The 19,966-nt window shown below is 61.8% G+C and carries 12 protein-coding genes; 2 read left to right on the top strand and 10 right to left on the bottom strand.

The window, feature by feature from the left end; all coding sequences use genetic code 11:
- Nucleotides 1–138: 138 nt before the first annotated feature.
- Entirely contained in the window at nucleotides 139–846 is a 708-nt protein-coding gene (locus tag ACCC94_RS12035; protein ID WP_413349690.1) for a hypothetical protein, read from the bottom strand.
- A gap of 502 nt (nucleotides 847–1,348) precedes the next feature.
- On the bottom strand, nucleotides 1,349–1,732 hold the full coding sequence (locus ACCC94_RS12030; RefSeq protein ID WP_413349688.1) for a hypothetical protein: 384 nt from the start codon (nucleotides 1,730–1,732) through the stop codon (nucleotides 1,349–1,351).
- 147 nt (nucleotides 1,733–1,879) lie between these two features.
- Here ACCC94_RS12030 and ACCC94_RS12025 point away from each other — a divergent pair, with 147 nt between their 5' ends.
- Nucleotides 1,880–5,566 carry a PAS domain S-box protein gene (locus ACCC94_RS12025; protein WP_413349686.1) on the top strand — a complete coding sequence of 1,229 codons (3,687 nt, stop codon included), beginning with the start codon at nucleotides 1,880–1,882 and terminating at the stop codon, nucleotides 5,564–5,566.
- Between the two features lie 21 nt (nucleotides 5,567–5,587).
- Here the strand turns inward: ACCC94_RS12025 and ACCC94_RS12020 are convergent, their stop codons facing one another.
- The 8 genes from ACCC94_RS12020 to glsB form a co-directional block, all read right to left on the bottom strand.
- Nucleotides 5,588–6,088 carry a hypothetical protein gene (locus ACCC94_RS12020; RefSeq protein WP_413349685.1) on the bottom strand — a complete coding sequence of 167 codons (501 nt, stop codon included), beginning with the start codon at nucleotides 6,086–6,088 and terminating at the stop codon, nucleotides 5,588–5,590.
- A gap of 1 nt (nucleotide 6,089) precedes the next feature.
- Entirely contained in the window at nucleotides 6,090–6,866 is a 777-nt protein-coding gene (locus ACCC94_RS12015; RefSeq protein ID WP_413349684.1) for a winged helix-turn-helix domain-containing protein, read from the bottom strand.
- 149 nt (nucleotides 6,867–7,015) lie between these two features.
- The gene (locus tag ACCC94_RS12010) at nucleotides 7,016–7,879 is read right to left on the bottom strand and encodes an AraC family transcriptional regulator (protein WP_413349683.1); all 864 of its coding nucleotides are present in this window, start codon (nucleotides 7,877–7,879) and stop codon (nucleotides 7,016–7,018) included.
- Between the two features lie 184 nt (nucleotides 7,880–8,063).
- The gene (locus ACCC94_RS12005) at nucleotides 8,064–12,458 is read right to left on the bottom strand and encodes a response regulator (RefSeq protein WP_413349682.1); all 4,395 of its coding nucleotides are present in this window, start codon (nucleotides 12,456–12,458) and stop codon (nucleotides 8,064–8,066) included.
- Between the two features lie 41 nt (nucleotides 12,459–12,499).
- A complete protein-coding gene (locus ACCC94_RS12000; protein ID WP_413349681.1) occupies nucleotides 12,500–13,654 on the bottom strand; it encodes an HD domain-containing phosphohydrolase in 1,155 nt (384 codons plus the stop codon).
- Nucleotides 13,655–13,837: 183 nt separating this feature from the next.
- Complete coding sequence (locus ACCC94_RS11995) at nucleotides 13,838–16,699, bottom strand: autotransporter outer membrane beta-barrel domain-containing protein (RefSeq protein ID WP_413349680.1); 2,862 nt, start codon at nucleotides 16,697–16,699, stop codon at nucleotides 13,838–13,840.
- Nucleotides 16,700–17,332: 633 nt separating this feature from the next.
- Nucleotides 17,333–17,968 (bottom strand): glutathione S-transferase family protein, encoded by a 636-nt coding sequence (locus tag ACCC94_RS11990; RefSeq protein WP_413349679.1) that lies wholly within the window; start codon nucleotides 17,966–17,968, stop codon nucleotides 17,333–17,335.
- 485 nt (nucleotides 17,969–18,453) lie between these two features.
- Nucleotides 18,454–19,362, bottom strand: a complete 909-nt coding sequence (gene glsB, locus ACCC94_RS11985; RefSeq protein ID WP_413349678.1) for a glutaminase B — start codon at nucleotides 19,360–19,362, stop codon at nucleotides 18,454–18,456.
- 415 nt (nucleotides 19,363–19,777) lie between these two features.
- Here glsB and ACCC94_RS11980 point away from each other — a divergent pair.
- A partial coding sequence (locus tag ACCC94_RS11980; protein ID WP_413349677.1) for a hypothetical protein occupies nucleotides 19,778–19,966 on the top strand: 189 nt, incomplete at its 3' end.

Here is a 19,966-nt window from a genome sequence, read left to right as displayed (position 1 = left end):
TTGTGCTTCGGTCATCAGTTGCTGGTGCTGGGACTGGCGCTTTTGCATGACGGCAGATGTGGGTCGGTCGCGGCTTCTCGCCAGGCGCAGCAATCGGCCAGAAGCGGACATGCATACACCAGCAGGAAACGCTGTTCTTTAAGCTCCAGTCATGATGTAAGGCGCCTGCGAATCCACGAGTAGCTGAGCCCTATCCATTGCTCGTCGAAACACCCTCTGCTCAACAGATGTAAGGCGCTGCCTACCCAGTGAGCAGTCGGCTCCACCAGGACTGACGTGCAAAGAGAACAGTCCAATGAGCTCATCACCTTCTTGATCCAATAGCATCTCCATAAACGCCTCGCTGCGAGTAGTTGCAGCCAGATAGATCAATCCTTCCACGCTTGCCTTGCCGCACCAGAGCACATCATCCCAGAGCTGAGTGACGCCTCGGTCACTGACAATTACCGGCAGGCGCCAGGAGCTGGAGTCTAGATGAGTAGCTTTTAGCGCAGACAACAGGCGCTCCCGAGACAGTATCCTGAGGTCATACCTGTATTTACCTCGAAGAATGAGACTCGAACTGCTGTGTGATGGATCTACCTCGGACGCATCACTGACAACAATTGCCGTCAACAAGTAGCTCAGTGATACCTCAGATGGCTGCTCACTCCAGCCATTGATGTCAGATACAGGAGGGATCCAGAGAAGCCGCACGGTCTCCCCAACAGTTGGTCGGTCATATCTGTCGAAGCAAGCAGACGTGGTGCTGCCGATAGCAGGCAGAAGGTCATTGAGCTCGACCATCGGATCGCTGTGGTCAACCGCAGGGCCGTTCGGCCAAAAGGTGGGGCAATAGGTATTCATGGAGCGCGCGTCCTTTGCAACAGAACAGTTTCCCTTCTGGAGCATAGAAACAATTAGAGGATGGCCGTCTGGCTCAGAGAGTAAATCTGGACTGACGCTTCTTGACTAGCCTCGTCATGCATCTATGTCCGCAATGGGTCGGTAGCAGTCACAGAAGCAATTCAACTGGGTCACTGGCTCACTCGAACTCCCTCGAGCAGTGCATCTAAGACGCGCTTCGCGTGATCGAGACGGCCAGTGCCGATCTGTTCCCGAGCGATCCAGAGGCGCAGTCTAGTGCGCCACCTTGAGCAAGGGAACCAACACCTTCAAGCCCCGCTCTCCCCTTCTCCAGGGCCCGTACGCCACGACCAACAGCAGCCGAGCCGTTGCCCCACTCTCCTTCGCCGGCGCTTCCTGCACAGATGCGTGGGAAACAGAGCACGGAGGCTGGGCGGCAGTCATCATCCAGGCGCGGACGTTCGATCCGGACGTGCTCCGAACCTGGAAGTAAAAAGCCGATTCAAGAGACCTTATCTTTAAGGGCACGCATTATTTCGAGAACTATGGGTCTTGTATATTTCTCACCGGGATCAATCTCCGGTGAATCACTACTGCGAATCCACTCGCCTTGATCGAACGCTTGATATAGCGAGAAAGCGGGTTGAGGTAGCTCGCTGGTCATGCCGACTTCGACTAAGGCATTAAAGATTCCGTTCATGACCCCGTCGCAGAAATCGAAATCCAAAGTTTCCCGTAGATAGTTTTCCGCAACCCAGACGGATAGCTCATTCAGCAAGTCTTGCGGCGCAGCACCAGACTCCTCGCAAATAGTAGAAAGATCATTCAGCGTCAAACCGTCCTCTTCGGCTTTCAACGAAAGTGCCTGAAGCTCACTCTTCGACATTCCAGACACCCCGTCAGCCCTCGCGCTTCATACGTATTCATAGCTATTCATGAGTTTTCAGAGCGACCGACTCAATCCTCGTGAGTCAATGCCTGCCAGCAAAAGGACCCATCGGTCTTCGCTTCGCAGCATATGAGGAGAGTCTCAATGAGCCTCGATCGTCTTAACAAGTGGCTCGCGGCCGGCATGTTGATGCTGGGCATCGCCTGTCTGGCCAGCGTGTGGCAAGCCTATCGTTACAACCAGCAAAGCCAGGATATCGGGCAACAGCGTTTCGAGATTGTCAGCCTCAGTGCTCGGCTGTTTGCGGAGAATCGGCGCATGTCTCAATTCGCTCGGTTGTATGTGAACTCCGGCGATATTAACTATCTGCAGCATTATCAGGACTTGCAGGCTGCCGGCGGTATCGCCCCAACTCTGGAGCGCCTGCGAGCGCAGCCCTTGCATCCGATGGAACGACGGCTGCTACGGCAAGTAGCGGAACTCGACGAGCAACAGACCGGGTTGGAACGCCGGGCAATAGCCGAACGTCAACAACAGGGCAGCAGCCAGTTGTTGCAGGAGCAGGACTATGTGCGCAGTGAGCTGGACACTACTGCGCTATTCGACGAGTTCGCGGCCCGCAGCAGCGAGCGTCAGAGCAGGTTGGTGGCCGATGCCATCGCTGAAGCTGCCGATGCCAAGGGTCTGGCGGCGCTGATGCTCGGACTGACGATGATCTATGCACTGTTGGCCCAGGCGTTCATTCGCTGCAAGCTGCTATTGCCGCTGCGGGCCCTGACGGATCAGACCCGGCGCCTGGAAACGGGGGAAGACACCGGCCCGCTGGTTCATTGCCATGCGGCGAATGAGCTGGGCTCGCTGGCTCGGGCCCTGGAGGCGTATCGCAGAGCAAACCAGCGCATCCTTTCGCAGCAGTGGGCCAAGGAGCGCCTCGGCGAACTGTCATTGGAGCTTCAGTCCTGCTCGCAACGCGAGGCATTCATCGCCCGCCTCGGCGAACTGCTGCGGCAATGGCTGCCGCGCGCCGAAGTCCACATCGATGAGCGGGAACCGGTTCGGGCGCATGCAGCAGATGGTCGGCATTTTCTCCTGCCGTTGCTGGTCGACGGACAGCAGCAGGGAGTGATCGATATCCACCTGGAACAACGGCCGGACAGCTATCAGCTGGAACTGCTGGATGCGATACACGAGCCGATCTGCACCCTGTGGGATCTGCTGCTGCAGCACGAGCACAAGCAGGAGTTGCTGGGCCAGGCTCGTGAGCAGGCGCGAGCGCTTGAATCCCAGCAGCAGGCCCTGGCAGCAACCGAACGCTGGTTCCGCGGGATCGTTGAAGCAGCGCCGGACGGCATGGTGGTATTTGATTGGCAGGGACAGATAATCCTGGCCAACCCCGAGTGCGAACGCATCTTCGGTTATGACGGCGGCGGCATGCTGGGCCAGCACTTCAAGGTGCTGGTACCCGGGCATCAGCACCAGGTCCTCGGCGGCATCATGCAGAGGTTCCACGCCAACCCCGCCACCAACCAGGTGGGCGAGGGAATGGCGCTGCGCTGCGACGGCAGTGAGTTCCCCATCGAGGTGCGGATCTCGGCACTCCCCTCGCTGAGTGGCGACAGCCAGTCGCTGTGCGTGGTGATTCGCGACCTGAGCCTGCGCAAACAGCACGAGCGCGGTCTGCAACTGGCCCATGAGCAGCAGCGTGCCATCCTGATGGCCGCGCCCAACGGCATTGCCTTCATCAACAAAGAGGTCATCGTCCAGGCCAACTCCAGCCTGCACGACGTTTTCGGCTATGCCCAAGGAGAGCTGCTGGGCAAGTCGCCGATCATCTGGCTGGGCGCCGACGAGTTGCCGGACAGTGTGGTCGACATTCGCAGGCTGCTGCATGAAGGCAAGACCTACCGACGCGAACTTCAACTGCGCCGTGAAGACGGGAGCGTGTTCTGGGGAGCAGTCAACGCGAGGGCCGTGACGCCTGGCGACCTGTCTCGCGGGTCGATCTGGGTGGTTCAGGACGTTTCGCTGCAGCACGCTGCCATCCAGCGGATGCGCGAAGCCCGCGAGCTCGCCGAGCAGGCAGCACGGGTCAAGGCCGAATTCCTGGCCAACATGAGCCACGAGATCCGCACCCCGATGAACGCCATTATCGGCATGACCTACCTCGTCATGGCGACCCGGCTGGATGAGCGTCAGCGGGATTACCTGGGCAAGCTGCAAAGCTCAAGCCGCCATCTGCTCGGGGTGCTCGACGATATTCTCGACTTCTCGAAGATCGAAGCGGGCAAACTCCAGCTCGACAGCCAGGATTTCAGCCTGCAGCGCTTGCTGCTGGAAAGCACCAGCCTGCTGCAGGAGCGCATCCAGGACAAGGGCCTGGCGTTAAGCATGAAGGTGGCGCCACAGGTGCCCGACCAGCTGCGCGGTGACCCGCTGCGGCTGCGCCAGATCCTGCTCAACTACCTGAGCAACGCAATCAAGTTCACCGAACACGGCCGCATCGAGATCGCTGTGGCGCTCAACGAGGAGCACGCCGGCAAGCTCTGCATCGAGTTCTCCGTAAGCGACACCGGCATCGGTCTCAGCGAGCAGCAATGCGCCAAGCTCTTCAACAGTTTCCAGCAGGCGGATGCCTCCACCACTCGGCGCTATGGCGGCACCGGCCTGGGTCTGGCAATCGCCAGGCAACTGGCGCTGCTGATGGAAGGCGACGTGGCGGTGCGCAGTGTGCCGGGGCAAGGCAGTACCTTCAGCTTCACTGCCTGCCTGCAGCGCGCCCATGGGCGGCTGCGGTTGGAACCTGACGCTGGCGCCGGCATCACGATGAACCGGCCGCTTGGTGGGCGGGTGTTGCTGGCGGAAGACAACCTGCTGAACCAGCAGGTGGCGGCTGAGTTGCTAAGCGCGATGGGTTGCCAGGTCGAGATTGCCGGCAATGGTCGCGAAGCCCTCGACAGGCTGCAGCAGGAGTCCTACGACCTGGTGCTCATGGATATGCAGATGCCGGTCCTGGATGGCCTGGCCGCCACTCGCGAGCTGCGTCTTCTCCCGCACCTGGCCGATCTGCCGGTGGTTGCGATTACCGCCAACGCCATGCGCGAAGACCGCGAGGCTTGCCGCGCCGCTGGCATGAATGACTTCATCAGCAAGCCATTCGAGCCGCAGACGCTGTACGACGTGCTGCAGCGCTGGCTCGGCAAGCGCTTCCAGGCACCGCAGGCGGCGGAGCCGCTGCAGCTCATGCAGCTTGAGGGCGTCGACGTGGCTGCCGGGTTGCGCCGGGTGCTTGGCAATGAACCACTCTACCGGCGACTGCTCGCTCAGTTCGTCACCAGTCAGGAGACGCTGCTGGAGCAACTGGAGGAAGTCCTGGCGCGTGGCGACCTGGCCGCTGCCGAGCGCCTTGCCCACAGCTGCAAGGGCGTTTCCGCGACCCTGGGTGCCGATGCGCTGGCTCGGGCTGCCGGGGACCTGGAGCAGCAGTTGCGGTTGCGCGCTCTGCCGCTCGCCTACGGGCCACTGGTGCAGGTTCTCGCAGACGAACTGCTGCCGCTGTTACGGTGCGCGCGCCAGTTGCAGGGGCCCGCTCCAGAGGTAGCCTGCGCAGTCGATGAGACGATGCTGCAGGACGTCTGCTATCAGCTCGACGAGTTCCTCGCAGATTCCGACGCAGAGGCCCTGGGCTGCTTCGCTCAGCATAGCTCGATGCTACGCGCGGCCTTCCCGGTCCAGGCGCCTCGCCTGGCCACGGCACTGCAGGAATTCGACTTCGACTCCGCGCGAATCTGCCTGAGTGCGGCGATGACGGAACTTCGGGCATCGGCTGCATGAGGTATTGCACAGCGTCACTCTTCAGCGGGCTGGAGCGTGGCGCACGCAGAGCAGGGCTCCGCCCTGGCCGATGTCGATCAGCAAATTGTCCGGCCCGGTCTGGCGTGTCGGAAAACTCAGGCGCATCTGCTCGTTGAATACAAACAGGCCGACCCCGGCCAATTTTTCCGCCGCGAGGTCGCCAGTCTGGCTCCTGCCGCTGTGCAGGACCGTCAGCAGCAGCCGCTGGTCCTGCCGCTGATAGGTGAAGCTGGCCGTACGGTGCTGATAGCCCAGGTCCTGTCCGCTGTCGGCATCGAGCAGGCGCAGGCGTGCCTTGAAATCCCCCTGCTGATCCGCCCGCAGATCAAGGTCATAGCGCACCACGAGCCATTGCCGACCCTCTGCGCTGGGCAGCAGCATCGCCGTTCGGCCAGCACATTCGAAGTCCAGTGGCATCTGCGGCCGGCCAACGAGCATGCCGGCGCTCAAACTCACCAGGCTGCCGGCCAGGAACAGCCCGATGAAGTGACGCGTCCTCACTCTACTCATCAACCTGCAATCCCAGGCAGTGGCTGTTCCCTGGGCGCAATTCCCCACTGCAAAGCAGATTCAGGCTGCGGTCCTGCCCGGCAAAGCGATAGAGATTGAGATTCTCCAGGTCCAGCGCCTTGCCCAGCTGTCCGGCGCGCGCGACAAGACTGGCGTTGCTCGGGCGCAACGCAGATGCCGGCATGTTCTCCAGGTGCAGCGTCAGGCCATCGATGCGTTGTACATCGACCTCATGGAACGGTCGCTCGGGCAGAGGGATGGGGTAGAGAAGGCCCGGAAGCCTGTAAAGCGACGCCCAGCAGGCCAGCGCACCCAATGCCAGGGCCAGGCGAAGTGGCCAACGCCACTTCTGAGGGGCTTCGGTCACCGATACCGATGGCACGTCAGCGGTAAAAGCAGGCGTGGGGTCGTCGAGCAGGGCGATGGCTGGTTCCTGATCGGTCAGTGCCACCTGCGCGCTCAGCCGATAGCCGATGCGAGGCACAGTCAGGATCAGTTCATGCCCTGGCTGTAGCTTGTCCAGCGCCAGGCGCAACTGGCGTATCACCTGAGCCAGGCTGTTCTCCGTGACCTCGAGGCCAAACGCGCCCCATGCTCCACTCATCAGGTCGCGCTTGCTGACGATCTCGCCGTTGGCATCCGCCAGCAATGTGAAGCAGCGACTGGCGATGGCACCAATGCGGAGCTTCTCATCCGGCGCGTCAGCCCCGTAGAGCACAAAGGCCTCATTATCGAAGATTATCGAGCGGCTGATAACGTAAATGCTCATGGCCTGCCACAGGACCGTTGGGGATGCCAAGGATAGTAGCTGCCAATTGATCGCCCGCTGGAAGTAACCCAGGCCCCGTGGCCTGGGTCAGCCGCGGTCATCCCGCCAGGCATTCGGACAGTCCGGACCGCGGCAAGGCGCAGGGCGCGCTACTGCAGCGGGATATAGACATCCGTCTGCCACTGCTCCAGCGGCGTCTCCGGGAAGATGCTCAGGTAATGGAAGAACAACGGATGGTCGCGGAGCTCTTCGTGGCTGCCGGGTAGCCAGTCGCGATAAATCGGATAGATGCTTTCGCCGATGTGATCCGGCGAGCCGACGTGGCGAACCACCACGCAGCGGCCGCCCGGAATGACCAGCTCGCGGACGCCATAGTCGTTCTGCGCCACGGCTTCGCCGATCTCGCCGCAGATATCGAAGCGGAAATCTTCCGCGGCTGTCGTGTCGGGGTTGCCGTAGGGAATACCGAAGGTGCGGCTTGCGCCGACCGGCGATTGCCCGCTGCCCATGCGCCACTGGATGAACCGGCGGACGCTCTCGTCGAGCGATGCGGGAGAGCCTTGGTGTTCGAGGGCGGCGACCCGGACTTCGGCGAAATCGACAATACGGACCTGCATGGTGATGCTCCTGGAAAAATGGGGAATGTCGAACACCGCATGCCAGGTCTGCCAGTTCGGTCGCTCCCGGAAGGCACTGGGCGGCATGCCGAAGTCCCGTCGGAAGGCCCGGCTGAATGCCTCGGGGCTGTCGAAGCCTGCGTCGAGCGAGGCGTCCAGCACGGAATATTCCGCACCAGACGCAAAGCGATGCGCCGCGCGCCGCAGGCGCATCAGTTGCACATAACGCGCAACCGGCACGCCCACGTAGGCGGTGAACTGCCGATGGAAGTGAAACGCCGAGAAATGCGCCACCTCGCTCAAGGTCTTCAGCGAAAGGTCACCCTCCAGGTGGCCATCGATGTAAGCAAGCACGGCATCGAAGCGTTTGGCATAGGCAGTCGGAATATCAGGCACCGGGCGGGGCTCCCTGGTTATGCGGGCGACGACAGAATCACCCGATCGACGGTGGACGTGCCTAGCCGGGCTTGCTCAGGTCAAGCCCGTGGCGGGACTCCTCCCCTGCCGATCGGCTGCGATTGTCCATCAACACGGCAGCGGCAGCCATGAGGTTGGCGAGCATGCGGCAATAGTTCCGGGCTCATGGCGAATCGCTTTGCAGCAGCTCCAGAGCACGGTCAAAGTCGAACTGCTCGATCTGCCGCGCGACCTGCCCAAGACGCCTGGCCATGGCCGGATCGAGATTCTGTTTGCGCAGTTGCTCCAGCGCCTCCATGGCATCCGAGTCGCTTTCGCTCAGCAGCTGCCGGAGGCGTGTCAGCTTGCGCTCCAGTTCGACGTCGCTGCGTGGTGTCTCGACCTGATCCACCGGCACATCGATGCCCAGAGTGGCCAGCGCCGCCAGGGTTGGGGTCAGGCAGCGCAGCAACGCTTCCAATAGGGTGTCGATGACCGCTTCCGCTTCGCCGGCCAGGCAAGCCCGCTCCAGCTCTGCTGCGGCCTGGGCAATGCCCCTCGCGCCGATATTGCCCGCCGTGCCGCGAAGGGTATGGGCCAGCCGCCCGGCTGCCGTTTCGTCCTCATCACCCAGCGCCTTCCGGAACTGCTGGCCGAAGTCAGCCTGCGCTTCGCGAAACCTGATCAGCAATCGCAGGTAGAGATCATGCCGGCCCATGCAGGTAGCCAGTCCGGCTGTCATGTCTATTCCTTCCAGGCTATCGGGCAAGGCTTGCTTCACCGTCGCTGCCGCTTGCTGCGCCTCATCGGGGCGTGCGCCTTTCGGGCTGATCCATCTGGCCAGTGTGGCGAACATGCTGTCGACATTCAGCGGCTTGGAAATGTGGTCATTCATGCCACTGGCCAACGCTCGTTCGCGGTCTCCCTCCATGGCATTGGCGGTCATGGCGAGCACCGGCAGTTCGTCGAAGCGCGCCTGATCGCGGATCCTGCGGGTGGCTGTGTAGCCATCCATTACCGGCATCTGGCAATCCATCAGCACGCCGTCGAAATTGTCATCCAGCGCGAGGATGTCCAGCGCTTGCTGACCATTGCAGGCCAGTTCCACCTGCATCCCGGCGCCTTCCAGCAGCTCGCGCGCCAGTTCCTGATTGAGCTCGTTGTCCTCCACCAGGAGCAGCCTGGCGCCCTTCAGGCCCGCCAGATTGCTGGCACTGTTCCCGGAGCGTTCGGTCGCTCGGGTTTCCGTCCGGGGAAGCTGCCCAAGCACCATGGCAATGGCTTCGAGCAACGTCGAAGGGGTCACCGGCTTGGTCAGCACCACCGGCAGCTCAATGCCCTGGCGCTCGGCCTCCTCGTGAGCCTCGTCGCGGCCGAAGGCGGTCACCATGATCACCGACGGCGTATGGCGCAGGTCGCCCGAGTACATTCTTCTGACGGTTTCCATGCCGTCCATGCCCGGCATCCTCCAGTCCATCAGCACCACGTCATATGGCAGCGCCTTGGCTTCGGCATCGGCCAGCAGCCGCAGGGCCATGCCCCCGCTCTCGGCAACGTCGACTTCCAGGCCGAAGCTGCGCGCCATACCGGAGAGGATCTCCCGAGCGCTGGCGTTGTCATCCACCACCAGTACGCGCGTGCCCAGCAACTCGTCAGCCTTGAACATGCGTCGCGGCTGGCTCCCCTGCTGCACGCCAAGGCAAACCTGGAAGTGGAAAGTGGAGCCGCGTCCTGGTTCGCTTTCCACCCAGATTCGCCCGCCCATCAGCTCCACCAGCTTCTTCGAGATGGACAGCCCCAGCCCGGAGCCGCCGTATTTGCGGGTGGTCGAGCTGTCGGCCTGGCTGAATGAACGGAAGAGGCGCTGGGACTGTTCCGAGGTCATGCCGATGCCGGTATCGCGCACCCAGAAGTGCAGTTCCGCGTGTTCATCGGTTGCCTCCAGCGCCTCGACCCCTGCCACGATCTCTCCGCGCTCGGTGAACTTGGCGGCGTTGTTACCCAGGTTGATCAGCACCTGCCCCAGACGCAGCGGGTCACCGATCAACGCAGTGGGCAGCCCCGGCTGGGTCTGGAAGAGCAGCTCCAGGCCCTTGTCCTCCGCCTTCAGGCCGATCATCGCGGCAAAACTGTCGAGCACATCCTCCAGCCGGAAGGGAATCTGCTCGAGGGTCATCCTGCCGGCCTCGATCTTCGAGAAGTCCAGGATGTCATTGATGATGCCCAGCAGGTTTTCCGCGGAACGGTGCACCTTCTCGATGTAGTTGCGCTGCTTGTTGTTCAGGCCGCTGCGCAACGCCAGGTGGCTCATGCCGATGATGGCGTTCATGGGAGTGCGGATTTCGTGGCTCATGTTGGCCAGGAATTCGCTCTTGGCCAGGGTGGCCTCTTCGGCCGCTGCGCGCGCATCGATCAGTTCGGTGACATCGATGTTCACCCCGGTCGCGCGCAGCGGAGTGCCATCGGGCGCCCGGGTGAAGCGGCTCAATGACCTGAAGGTACGCACGGCACCGTCGTCCTGGCGGATGATCCGGAAGTCGCACTCATAACGATCCGCCCCGCTGGCGACGGCCTCCGCATAAGCCTGGTCGGTCGCCTCGGCATCATCAGGATGCAGCAGAGCCTTCCAGGCGGCCATGGTTCCGCCAAAACAACCGGGCTCAAGCCCGAACATCTTCTCCAGCTGTGGCGTCCAGTAGTCCCGGCCCGTCACGAAGTCGACGTCGAACAGGCCGATAGCGCCCGCCTCCTGGGCCAGACTCAAGCGATCGCTCGCTGTGCGCAGGCTGATTTCCATCAGCCGTCGCTCGCTCACATCCCGCACCGAAGCGCAGACGCAGCGTCCGCGCCCTTCCAGACTCGGCAGGTGCGATAGACCGATCTCCACGGAGAATTGGCTGCCGTCCTTGCGCACACCCCGCAAGTCGTCGAGATTGGCCCCCATCTGCCGGGTGGTTTCGGTGACCATGAAACCGCTGCGCAAGGCGACATGGCGCTCACGTGCCGCCTGCGGCACCAGTCGCTCGACCGTGGAGCCGACGAGTTCGCCGCGCTCGTAGCCGAACAGCGCATCCAGCTGCGGGTTGGTCATCAGGATGCTGCCGTCAGCCCCGAGCACCACCATGCCATCCGGAGAAGCCTCGATGATGCCGCGGTACCAGGCCTCCGTCGCCCGCAGCGCTGCCTGCCGGGATTCCAGCTCCGTGGCCTGGCTTTCCAGCAGGACTGTCTGCGCGGCCATCGCGTCGGCCTGTCGACGCGTTTCGGCCAATAGTGCATGGGCAGTTTCGCTGCGCTCCATGATGGCCATGCCCCCTGCCAGCCTGGGCAGCACTTCCTGCAGCAGAGCCGCCTCCAGCTCGGAAGGCTCCCGCAGTCCGGCCAGCTCCAGGACTCCCAGTAGCCGCTCGCCGCGCATCACCGGCTGTACCGACAGGTGGCTGGCAGTTGCCTCGCCGAGCTCCGAGCGGATACGCCAGAACTTCTCGGGTAAATCCGTCAAATATCGAGGGTTTCGATCCAACGCGCACTGCCCCAGCAGTCCCTCGCCCAGTGCGACCCGATCCGCCTGCGGAAACTCCCTGTCCAATGCGTAGCCGCCCAGGAATTGCAGGTGCGAGGCTCCTTCGAAGAGAACATAAAGCACTCCCTGACATGCCCCTGTCATCGGAACGATCCGCTGCAGGAACACGCGACCGAGCTGCTCCGGCGTTTCTGCCGCCTGGATGTCGGTCTGAACCAGGGACACCTGAGCCTTGATCCAGCGTTGCCGTTCGAGTTGGCGCGCTTGTACCTGCAGCTGGGCAATGGCTCGCGCCAGGTCGCCGGTCTCGTTATCCAGGTCGGTATGGGGAATGGGCTGTTCCAGGTCGCCGACGGTCAGCTGATCAACCGCATTGCGTACCCGCTCCAGCGGCTTGCGAATGGACTGGCTGACCAACCAGGCGAGTATGAGGGCCAGGGCCAGGCCGCCGAGCAGCAGAACATAGGTCAGCAGACTGCCATGCTCGGCATAGGTGGTGATCTCGCTGACCAGATCACGCAGCGCCGCCTGCTTGTCCTCGATAACGCGGTCAAGCGCCATATCCGCACGTTCATTGAGCTGCTGGAACTGATCGACATTGATCAACGCCAGGGCCTGACCCTGGCGCCCCTGCCCCGTCAGGTCAAGCGCCTCATTGCCGATGGAAAGGATTCGTTCGAGCAACAGCTCGAACTCGGCAAGCCGCACCAGGTCTTCGGCGTGGAACACGGTCGGCTTTGCCAGCGCCAGAGACTCCTGCAGTTTCTGCTTGCTCATCTCCAACTGGCGCAACGCCGCGACGCGGGTGTCGGCGCTGCTGGTGGCAACCGCCCGCTGCAAGGCCTGGACTATATGCGGAAGCTGGACCCTGACCTCCTGCAGGTGGTTGGCGCCCATCAGATCTTCGCTGTAGAGCTGTTGCAGCTCGCCCTTGAGCTCGGACTGCAGGCGCAGGCTCAGCATGCCCAGCACCAGGGACAGCGCCAGCAGCGCGGCAAAGCCCAGGACCAGCTTCCTGCGCAGGGACAGGCGCTCGAACAGTGCGAGTACGTTCATCGAAGAGCACTCCTTGGCCGCCGGCGAGCCAGCATTGCGACTCAGGGTTCCTGGGCGATGTGCTCCAGCGCGGCCAGTTGCCTTGCCATGTCCAGTTCGGTATCGGCGAAACGCTCGGCGATCTCGCGGAAGCGATCGGCGTTGGCCAGGAAGGCGTCGCAAATGTCGGGATCGAAGTGCGAGCCGCGACCCTCACGGATGATGCCCAACGCCTGTTCATGGGGCATGCCGGGCTTGTACACGCGGCTGCTGATCAACGCGTCGTAAACATCGGCAACCGCCATCAGGCGCGCGCTGATGGGAATATCGTCCCCCGCCAGCCCCTGCGGATAGCCACTGCCGTCCCACTTCTCCTGGTGGCTATAGGCGATCTCCTTGGCAAAGCGGAGAAAGTCGACCTTCACTGCCAGCCTGTCCTCGGCCTGCTGGATGGCATCCCGACCCAGCGTGGTGTGGGTCTTCATGATCTCGAACTCTTCTGGCGTGAAGCGCCCGGGCTTGAGGAGGATGTGGTCCGGGATGCCGATCTTGCCGATATCATGGAGCGGTGCGGATTTGTACAGGAGCTTGATGGTTGCTTCATTGAGGAAATGGCTGAAGCGCGGGTGGTCACATAGCAGCTCGGCCAGCAGCTTGACGTAGTTCTGCGTGCGGCGGATGTGGTTGCCGGTTTCGTTGTCGCGGGTCTCGGCCAGCGAAGCCATCGCCTGGATGGTCACATCCTGGATGGTCATGACCTCTTCGGTACGGCGTTTAACCTCGTTTTCCAGGTAGTCGTTCTGATCGCGCAGGAAATCCTCGGCAGCCTTCACCTTGAGCTGGGTCGCGACGCGCGCCAGGACGATCGGAGGGCTGATCGGCTTGGTGATGTAATCGGCGGCGCCCAGCTCCAGGCCGTGGATTTCATCCTCGGCGCCCGCCATGGCGGTGAGGAAGATGATGGGTACGTTGCAGGTACGCGAGTCCTGCTTGACCTGCTCGGCAACCGCGTACCCCGTCAGGCCCGGCATCATGACGTCCAGCAGAATCAGATCCGGCAGATCGCCTTCAAGGATGCGCAGCGCCTTCTCCCCATTGTTCGCGACCTTGATCCGGTAGCGGTCCTTGAGCAGATCGACCATGAGCATCAGGTTTTCGGGCGTATCGTCGACCACCAGGATGGTCGCCGGTGAGGACGCGTTGCGCTTGCTATCCATTGAGTCGGCTCCCTAGCCGGTCGACGAGAGGCCCAAAGCCTGCGGCTCCATTGCTGCAAGCGTAGCTAAGAAATGTGCAAGCGCTGGCAGTTGGCAGAGCCCTGTTACGGCATGCGGGCCAGGGCATCCAGCTGGCAGCGGAGCTGGCCGTCAAACCCTCCGGTTGACGGCCAGCCCGGGGCTCTAGAACCGATACTTGAATCCAACCGCCGCATCGTAGCCGTGGCTGTCGCCATCGAAGGCCTCGCGGTAGCCGGCAGAGACGGTGAAGGTCACCTTCTCGCTGGCCTGATGGTCGATGCCCAGGTTGATCTCGCCCCAACTGCCGTCCAGATCCGCCTCGAACGGGATGTAGCCCGACTGCGAGGAGAATTCGGTCTTCGGCTGCCCCTTGAACTCATGCCAGATGCTCGGGCGGACCCACCCCTGCGTGCGACGGCGGCTCCTGTCGCTGCCTTCGGTCTCCCAGTCCTTGGCGATGCGCACGCCGAGCCGGCCGATCAACGACTCCACGTCGCGGAAGCGCACGTCGGCTCCCACGTCGTCGCTGTCGTCGAGATCGACGTAGCTGTAGATCACCTGCGCCTGCGGCTCGACCCACAGGCCCTTGTCCGCTTCGTAGGGGTAGCCGCCCTCCAGCGAGCCGGTATAACCCCAGCCCTTGGTCTTGAGCTTGGACAGTTCATTGGGCCGCGCCTCGATGTCGTACCGGCTGACCTGCAGGACTCCGTCCAGGTACCAACCTTCCCGGCCGAAGTGCGTCCAGTAGCCGCCCAGGCTGTAAGCACGTAGCGTGTCGTCGCCGGCATTGCGACCGGTGTAGTGGCTGACGCCGGCGTCCATGCTGCCGATGCCCAGGGAGAAGCCAGCCTGGTCGTGGCTGCCGTCTGCCCGTTCTTTCCGGTAAAGGTCGGCGCCGACCTGGAAGGCCGTCAGGTCGTAGTTGTATTCCGGAGTCTTGCCGACGGCATCTTTCCGGTCACCATCCTGTTTGCCGCTGCGGTAGATGACGCGTCCCCACCCCAGCGAGGGGCCCCAGGTGGTTTCATCGCTGGCCGGCGGCTGTTGCCAGCCTGTCGGTCGTTCCTCGCCCACGCGCTCATGGAGGGTATCGACCATGGTGCGGCCATAGACCAGTGCCAGCGCCGGCAGCGCGCCGTACAGCGACACCTCGGGGCGGAAGTTCGGTCGTGGCTCCGGATCCGGACCCGGGTCGGGATCAGGGCCGGGGTCCGGGTCTGGATCGGGGTCCGGACCGGGATCCGGGTCCGGATCAGGGTCTGGATCCGGATCAGGCGCGGTGGAGCGCAGGTACCAGGCCTCATTGTCGCTACCGTCAACGCTCGACCGGTGCAGTGTGTATTCGTATGGGCCGGCAACAGCGCGATTTGCCAGGCGGAAGGCATTGGTGGACGTCGTACCGCCATTCAAGGTATCCACCACCAGGATGCCATTGCCGGTTGTCAGTGCGCCTTGCCCCAGCACGCCGCCGGCATCCCGAGCATTACGGATCACAAGCCCGGTATTGCCAGTCGGCAGGGCGGTCGCGCTACCGCCATCGATCACCAGTTTGTCCGAGGGCGAACCATCACCGCCAAGGAACGTATTGAGCGCAATCGTCCCATCGCCACTGTAGGTATTGACGGTCAGCGTCTTGAAAACACCTCCCACCGGGGCGGAGAAGTCGATCAGGCTGGGATCGTTGACCAGGTTCGTCACATTGGAGTCACCGGTCATGCGCCATACGCTGTTCGCAGCCAAGGACAGGTTCGACGTACTCCCGGGTTGGGTGAGAATGCGCCCTTCTATCTGCGTGCCGCTCGCGTTGATGTCCGCCGTGGCGGCGGAGTCCGCACCGATATTGATGGCCGCATTGCCGCCCGATACGAACGAGTTGCTCAGATCGATGGTTGCAGGACCGGTAGTCAGGTGAATGCCGTCGGCCTGCGCGGAAGCGATCGCAGTACCTGTCAGCTGAAAGAGCTTCGCTGCTGTGCCCGTAGTGCCGGTCAAATGCAGGCCCTGGGCATTGGCACCGGTGGTCCGCAACTCAGCACCAGTGGCGCTGAAAAGTGTGGCGTTGGGCGAAACACGTACTGCGTCGGCGCCTTCACCCTGTGTGGTGACCACCGTGCCAGTCGAGCCGTCACGTCCCAGGTTGACTGTTCCCCATCCCTGCACATACACGCCGTGTGAAGCCTGGCCCACGGTACGCACCTGCGTTCCGTTGATATCCAGGATCGAGCCCGACTGGTTGCGCACCGCCACAGACCGATCTGCTTGAGTCTGGATAACGCCCCCCGAAACGGACGCCGGTGCCGAGCCTTCGATATAGAGCCCGATGGTATCAGGAGCCACGACGGTAATATCGGTATTCTTCAATGCCACCTGGCCTGCGCCGACGGCGTATACGCCGTGGCTTTTATCGGACTGTATGCGCATACCGTCCGCAACAAAGACGCCACCGCTGACCGCATAGACGCCAAAGGCCCCGGTGCCCTGCGCGTGCAGGGAGGTGCCCGAGCCCGAGAATCTTCCGTTGGAGTAAACGATGACGGCGTGAGCCCCGGAGCCTTGCGTCGTGATCGATCCGTCCGTGGTCTGGATCTCACTGCCACTTTCGGCAACCTGCGCACCGTATGACCTCAAGCCCAGGGTCGATATGGCGGTATTACGCAAGTCGGCCTTGGCACCTCGCCAAACTAAGGCTCCCGCGGATGTGTCCTGCAACGTACTCAGGGTGGAATCCCGCAGGATTGTCGTGGCTTTCGCTCCGAAAGTGTTCAGCGCATCGGAGCCAACGTAGTTTGTGGTGACATAAACCTCGGTTCCGTCGAACTGCGAATCCAGGTTCGTGCTGATAACGTTATAGATCCCCCGCACGCTGCCACCGGTTGCATGGATATAGGTGCCGCCGGGATTCACCAGGATGCGGCCGCCGTTGAGATACAACCCGTCGATTGCATTCCCGCTGACGCTGATGCTGATCGGTGTGCCTAGCCCGAGACGAGGGTCAAAAATGGCGGTGCCGCCGAGAACCCGCACACCGCTTCCACCCCAATTGGGCGGGTATGGGGGGACAGGGTTTATTTCCGTTCCGCCTACGAAAGTCTTTTCATCGCCGGCACGAACCTCGAATGGCGTTTCATATATCGCCGGCGCAATGACCTCGGCGCTTGCCGGTACCCCATCGAGACATACCAGGATGGCTAGTGTTACTGAGGTGGGGCGTATCAGCTCGGAGATATTGGGCCGATGCGAATTCTGGTCTGTCCCGCGCCGGCAGGAAAACTGAAGCGACATCGGAACGGGATTGCTTGACGGGTATTGCTTTACTGCACTTACCGGGCCTCGGGGTTTCATAAGCGCTCCATGCTGGATCCAACGGCCAAAGGGCGGCGGAATGGAACGCAGAATCACGGCAGCTCGGTATGAAAGTGCGACCATCCCTGTCAATGCGATTGACCCTAGTACCATTAGGGCCTTTGGGCAAACAATCCACGAGACACGCCAGGAAACTTTACCGCCGAAAACGCTTCTCGGCGGAATCGAGAACATGGCGAATATGAAGTCTGGGCAGGCGCTCGATTGTCGTGACTGACCGCGCTGGCCGAAAGCCACGAGCGGCCGCAATGGGTGGGAATGCCTTCAGCAATTACAGGAACCGACCGAGATTATTCACCAGCGCCCGTCGCGGTTACTGAATTCTCCAGAGCCTTTCATGTAGGCAGTTACCACCTCCTCTCTTGCTCCGAGCCGACTCAGATAGCCCCGCTCCCTGGGAAGATCATGAAGATCTATTTCCAACAGCTTATGGATTCGCAACCAGGGATAGATCGCCATGTCGGCTATTGAATATGCCGAGCAGATGAAATCCCGTCCCGCCAGCGCATCCTCCACAATGTGGAACAATCGGGTGGTTTCCTTCAGGTAGCGCTCTTTCGCGTAGACATCTGCATCGTCTGTACGATGCATGAAGTGATGCCACTGCCCGGCCATAGGGCCAAGACTGCTGATCTGCCACGCCAACCACTGCAGCACCTGGTAGCGTTCGGGACCGCTTGAAGGAAGGAATCTGCCGTGGGTTTCGGCCAGGTATTGAAGGATTGCACCTGACTCCGGAAGTACCAGCGACTGCTGATGCTCAACCAATACAGGAATCTTCTGGAAAGGGGTCAGCCTCGCGAAATCCGGTCGATGCTGCTCACCTTGAGAAAGGTTCACGCGTTGAAGCTGAAACGGCACGCCAAGGGCTTCAAGCATGATCAATACCTTGAAACCGTTAGCCGTTGAAGCGAAGTGAAGTGTGTACATGAAATTCGAAGGGAAGATTCATCGTTTGGACGATCGAAATGCGCGGTCAAGCTTTGGCCCGCACAGTTACTCAGATCATGGGATAGTGCCTGAACATGTCGGTCTGTTCATGACGGCTGGCTTGGGCAACTTATCCGGACTGAACTGCATGGATTGGGCAGACAGGAGAATCCTCATGCACTGCTTAAATCAATGAGTGTTTCCTCTGCCCCACCCAGCAGTGAAACTTACCTTATCTTTATTCTTGCCCTTTAAATATCGAGTTATTTTAAGAACTTCTATTAGCCAGGCTTACCTGTCAGCGTATTAACCCAGACGATAATGGCCGTCGCCATACCAGGTCATGTTGTCCTGGCGCAGGGTCATGCGCATTCCTGCGCAGAAGCATGGGCGAGCCGTGGTCGCAGGCTATGGCGGCGCTGTTGACCCGAGTGGAGACAGGCGCCCTGCCCGCCCTGCTCTGCACCGGCAGGCCGGTGCGCCGCTCAGAACACCGACCAGCCGATTCGCGAACTCAGCAGTTCCAGCGCCGCCATGCCGGCGTAGGAGTTGCCCGCCGCATTCAACTCCGGCGACCACACGCAGACGGTGAACTGACCCGGCACGATCGCGACGATCCCGCCGCCTACTCCGCTCTTGCCCGGCAACCCCACGCGGTAGGCGAAATTCCCCGCTTCGTCATAGAGCCCGCTGGTGGCCATGATCGAGTTCACCTGCTGGGTCTGGCGCCGGGTGAGGATCTGCTCGCCGCTGTGCTTGCAGAACCCATCGTTGGCCAGGAAACAGAACGCCCGCGCCAGGTCGAGGCAATTCATCTGCAGCGCGCAGTAACTGAAATAGCTGCGCAGCACCGTCTCGACCTCGTTATGGAAATTACCGAATGACTGCATCAGGTACGCCATGGCAGCGTTGCGCGCGCGGAATTGATATTCCGAATCGGCGACACGGGCATCCATCGTCACGTGGGGATTGCCCGACAGCCGCCTGACGAAGTCACGCATCGACAGAATGGGCGCTGCGAAACGCGACTGGTTGATATCGCAGATCACCAATGCCCCCGCATTGATGAACGGATTGCGCGGGCGCCCGCGCTCGAACTCCAACTGCACGAGCGAATTGAACGGCTGGCCGGAGGGCTCATGGCCAAGCCGCTCCCATATGGCTTCGCCGGAGTGGCCGATCGCCTGGACCAGGCTGAACACCTTGGAAATGCTCTGCACCGAAAACGGCACCAGCGCGTCGCCTGCGCAGTAATAGCTGCCATCGTTACCGTAGACCGCGATGCCCAGCTGCTGCGGCGGTACGTCGGCCAGCGCGGGAATGTAGTCAGCCACTTTGCCCTTGCCGATCAAGGGACGTACTTCTTCGAGTATCTCGTTCAACAGCGTTTGCATGGGCGGCCCTGTCATCAGTCCCCGGACGACGGCACGGGGGCAGCATCGTTGACGCAGACCGAGCAGCAGAAATCACAAAATGACGGCGATCAACATGCGGGCACGGTTGTGGGTGGAGTCGCCAACGCACCGCGCCGAGAACTGGAACGGCCGGTGCACGCGTTCGCCAGTGTTCCCGGATACAGCAACCTCGCCTTCGCCTGTGCGACAGGCGGAAGGTTTGCCACGTCAAAACCAGCAGCCACATCACTGATGAGCGACGGCGGTGGGCGGCCAGGAACGGACCTCAGCTGCCTGTCTCCGCAGCAATGCCGCTAGGAAACGTCCTACAAGTTCGCAGGAAAACGCCTCGCAATTTCTCCGCGGCATCTTCCGACAATGCCAAGGCCTGGAATGGAGCCGCTGAAGACCGATGATGACCTTGCCCAACGTCCTGATTCTCGAAGCCGATGAGCGCCGCCGACGGCAGATCGCCGATGCGCTGGCGGTGCTGGGTGTCGCCCAGGTGCTGCAGGCTCCCAGCGCCGATGTTGCGCTGGCCCTGTTGCGCAGTTGGCCGGGCGTGGGCATCGGCGTCTGCGGGCTGGCCGCCGGCCACCTGGAG

Origin of the sequence: Pseudomonas sp. Pseusp97, from assembly GCF_047304025.1 — a bacterium.
Classification (GTDB): domain Bacteria; phylum Pseudomonadota; class Gammaproteobacteria; order Pseudomonadales; family Pseudomonadaceae; genus Pseudomonas.
Note: the sequence above shows the minus strand (reverse complement) of the source record. Positions and strands in the feature narration are given on the sequence as shown.

Coding starts and splice junctions, on each gene's coding strand:
- ACCC94_RS12030 (WP_413349688.1), bottom strand. CDS start 1,732: ATGTCGAAGAGTGAGCTTCAGGCACTTTCGTTGAAAGCCGAAGAGGAC.
- ACCC94_RS11990 (WP_413349679.1), bottom strand. CDS start 17,968: ATGTACACACTTCACTTCGCTTCAACGGCTAACGGTTTCAAGGTATTG.
- ACCC94_RS12005 (WP_413349682.1), bottom strand. CDS start 12,458: ATGAACGTACTCGCACTGTTCGAGCGCCTGTCCCTGCGCAGGAAGCTG.
- ACCC94_RS12015 (WP_413349684.1), bottom strand. CDS start 6,866: ATGAGCATTTACGTTATCAGCCGCTCGATAATCTTCGATAATGAGGCC.
- ACCC94_RS12000 (WP_413349681.1), bottom strand. CDS start 13,654: ATGGATAGCAAGCGCAACGCGTCCTCACCGGCGACCATCCTGGTGGTC.
- ACCC94_RS12025 (WP_413349686.1), top strand. CDS start 1,880: ATGAGCCTCGATCGTCTTAACAAGTGGCTCGCGGCCGGCATGTTGATG.
- glsB (WP_413349678.1), bottom strand. CDS start 19,362: ATGCAAACGCTGTTGAACGAGATACTCGAAGAAGTACGTCCCTTGATC.
- ACCC94_RS12035 (WP_413349690.1), bottom strand. CDS start 846: ATGAATACCTATTGCCCCACCTTTTGGCCGAACGGCCCTGCGGTTGAC.